This window comes from Streptomyces sp. NRRL WC-3618 (genome assembly GCF_001280005.1).
Taxonomy (GTDB): domain Bacteria; phylum Actinomycetota; class Actinomycetes; order Streptomycetales; family Streptomycetaceae; genus Streptomyces.
The window spans coordinates 1-3,265 of record NZ_LGDW01000183.1 but is presented as its reverse complement, the minus strand read 5'-3'; the positions used below and the strand labels follow the sequence as shown (position 1 = coordinate 3,265).

Sequence of the window (3,265 nt, the reverse complement as noted above, 5' to 3'; positions counted from 1 at the left end):
GAAGTGGAGAGGGCGGTCGGCTGAGGTCCGGCGCCCGGGAGCGTTGACGAGTGGGGGCCAGGGGTGTGCTGGGAGCGCTCGCGCGGGGGATCGCCGGTGTGGGCGGCTCGGGCGGGGGCCGGGCGGGCGGCGCGCTCGGCGTCGTACGCGACGTGCAGTGGCTGGACGTACGGCGCCTCGCCCGGTGGGCCGTTGGCCGCAAGCCGGCCGAAGTCGTGGACGGAGAGCCACTGTTGCTACTCCGCGTCGGCGCGCGGGCGCATCCCACGGGTGGATCAGTATCGGGATCAGAGGGCCTCGAGGTAGTCGGGGAGCTGGGTGTCGGGCGCCAAATCGGCGTCCGCAACCGGGAGTTCGTATCCCTTGCGTAGGGGGACCACGCCGGCCCAGTGGGGGAGGGTGAGGTCCTCGGGCTCGTCGTTCACTCCGCCCGTGCGGACCTTCGCGGAGACCTCGCCGAGGTCGATGCGGACCACGGCGGTGGCGGCCAGTTCCTTGGCGTTCGCGGGGCGCGAGTCCGCCGAGCGGCCGGCTACGACGTTGTCGACCAGGACGTCCAGGGCCAGGCGCTTCTCGTCGGGGTCCGTCACCTGGTGGGCGATGCCGTGGACCACCACCGAGCGATAGTTGATCGAGTGGTGGAAGGCCGACCGGGCCAGGATCAGCGCGTCCACGTGCGTGACCGTCAGACAGACCGGCAGGCCGGGGTCGGCCTGGCCGGTCATCCGCAGCGGGCGCGAGCCCGTCGACCCATGCACATAGAGGCGCTCGCCGACCCGCCCGTAGAGCGTCGGGAGCACGACGGGGGCGCCGTCCCGGACGAATCCGAGGTGGCACACATAGCCCTCGTCGAGGATCGCGTGCACCGACTCCTTGTCGTACGAGGCCCGGTCGGCGGAGCGGGTGGGGACCGTGCGGTCGGTGGGGGCGTAGGTGTCGTCCTGTGCGGTGGGTGCGTCCTGGGCGGTCCCCGACATCGCGGTCTCCTTGCGGTAGCTATTGCACTAGTGCATAATCGGTGTTGTGCTAGGAGAATATCCGATCCATGGTCGGGGTGCGGCAGAGATTTCCGCCAGCGTCGAGCGCGCAGTGGGCGCCGGGGAGCTGGAACCCGGACAACTGCTGCCGCCCATGCGGGAGTTGGCGGAGCGGCTCGGGGTGAATCCCAACACCGTCGCCGCCGCCTATCGCACGCTGCGGGAACGCGGGGTGATCGAGACCCAGGGGCGGCGGGGCAGCCGGGTGCGCTCCAAGCCGGCCACCACCGGGCGCGAGTACATCCGGGTGGAGGTGCCGCCGGGTGTGCGGGACGTGGCGCACGGCAACCCGGATCCGGAGCTGCTGCCCTCGCTGGCGGCGGCGTTCGTGGCGGCCGGCGAGCAGGGTGACCGGGCGCCGGTGCTCTACGGTGACGCCACCGTCGAACCGGAGCTGGCCCGGATCGCCCGCGCCGACCTCGACGCCGACGGCGTGCCGGACGGCCCCCTCGCCGTCACCTCCAGCGCGCTGGACGGCATCGAGCGCGTCCTCGCCGTCCACCTCAAGCCCGGTGACACCGTCGCCGTCGAGGACCCCGGCTGGGGCGGGCTGCTGGATCTCGTACCGGCGCTCGGGCTGCGCATGGTCCCGGTGGGCGTCGACGACGAAGGGCCACTCGCCGAAGGAGTACGGCAGGCACTGGCGGCCGGGGCGCGGGCGCTGATCGTCACCGACCGGGCGCAGAACCCGACCGGGGCAGTGGTGAGCGCCACGCGCGCGCGTGCCCTGCGTGCCGTGCTCCGGGAGTATCCGCGGACCCTGCTCGTCGAGGACGACCACGGCTACCGGATCGTCGACCAGCCCCTCCATTCACTGGCCGGGGTCACCCGGCACTGGGCGTTCGTCCGCTCGGTCGCCAAGGCGTACGGTCCTGATCTGCGCCTCGCTGTCCTCACCGGGGACGCCGTCACCGTCGACCGCGTACTGGGGCGGCAGCGGCTCGGGCCGGGATGGGTCAGCCGACTGCTGCAACGGGCGGTCGTGCGGCTGTGGTCCGACGACGCGCTGGACGCGCGGGCGGTGGCCTCGGCGTACGGGCAGCGCCGGGACGCGCTGATCGACGCGCTCGCGCGGCGCGGGGTCGCCGCCCATGGGCGCAGCGGACTGAACGTGTGGATCCCCGTCCCGGACGAGACCGGCGCGGTCGCCCGGCTGCTGCACGCCGGTTGGGCCGTCGCCCCCGGCGCGCGCTTCCGCATGAACGCCCCGTCCGGTATTCGGGTGACCGTCGCGACGCTGACGCGAGCGGAGACGGGGCCGTTGGCGGACGCGATCGCCGCCGCAGTGGGGGCGGTGGGGGCGCGGAGCTATGTCTGAGCGGGGTGGCGGTGGCGGTTTTACGGTCGCGTCATCGATCTTTTAGTGCAAGCGAGGTTTGTTTGTTATTTCTTTTAGTATTGCTTACATGTTGAATCTGGAGCGCCTGCGCACTCTCGACGCCCTCGCCCGGCACGGCTCGGTCAGTGGGGCCGCCGCGGGGCTGCATGTGACGACGTCGGCCGTTTCGCAGCAGATGTCCAAGCTGGAGCGGGAAGTGGGGCAGCAGCTCCTCGCCAAGAACGGGCGGGGGGTGCGGCTCACCGACGCCGGACAGCTGCTCGCCGACCATGCCGCGCGCATCCTGTCCCAGGTCGAACTGGCCCAGTCCGACCTGGAGGCGCAGCGCGGGCAGGTGGTGGGGGAGCTGCGGCTGTCTGCGTTTCCCACCGCCGCGCGCGGGCTGTTCCCGGCCGCGCTCGCGACCCTGCGCGCGGAGCATCCCGGGTTGCGGGTGCGCTCGTGCGAGCTCGAACCGGCTGCCGGGGTCGCCGGGGTGGTTCGGGGGGATCTGGACCTGGCGGTCGTCCTCGACTGGTACAACAAGCCGATGCCGTTGCCCGACGGGCTGGTGAAGGCGCCGATTCTCGACGACCCGGCGGATGTGGCGTTGCCGGTCGGTCATCCGCTCGCCGGACGGAGCGAGGTGGATCTCGAGGAGTTCGCCGAGGACGAGTGGATCACGTGGGGCGAGGGGGAGTTCTGTCATGAGTGGCTGATGTTCACGTTGCGGTCCATGGGGGTGGAGCCGTGCGTGGGGCATCGGGCGGCTGAGACGCATACGCAGTTGGCGTTGGTGGCGGCGGGGCTTGGTGTGTGTATCGCGCCGTTGCTGGGGCGGCGGCCTGTGCCTGCGGGGGTGGTGATCGTTCCGCTGCGGCAGCGGGTGCGGCGACATGTGTACGTGGTG

3 protein-coding genes are annotated in these 3,265 nt (G+C 72.0%); 2 read left to right on the top strand and 1 reads right to left on the bottom strand.

Translation table 11 applies throughout. The features are described from left to right. Window positions 1-287 precede the first annotated feature (287 nt). Window positions 288-977, bottom strand: coding sequence for a pyridoxamine 5'-phosphate oxidase family protein (locus ADL01_RS18550; protein ID WP_053743124.1), 690 nt, complete (start codon window positions 975-977; stop codon window positions 288-290). 46 nt (window positions 978-1,023) lie between these two features. On the opposite strand from ADL01_RS18550, the gene ADL01_RS18545 reads away from it, so the two are divergent. Next, window positions 1,024-2,355 (top strand): aminotransferase class I/II-fold pyridoxal phosphate-dependent enzyme, encoded by a 1,332-nt coding sequence (locus tag ADL01_RS18545; protein ID WP_053743123.1) that lies wholly within the window; start codon window positions 1,024-1,026, stop codon window positions 2,353-2,355. An 88-nt stretch (window positions 2,356-2,443) separates the two neighbouring features. After that, on the top strand, window positions 2,444-3,265 hold an 822-nt coding region (locus tag ADL01_RS18540), incomplete at its 3' end, for a LysR family transcriptional regulator (protein WP_053743125.1).

Coding starts and splice junctions, on each gene's coding strand:
- ADL01_RS18550 (WP_053743124.1), bottom strand. CDS start 977: ATGTCGGGGACCGCCCAGGACGCACCCACCGCACAGGACGACACCTAC.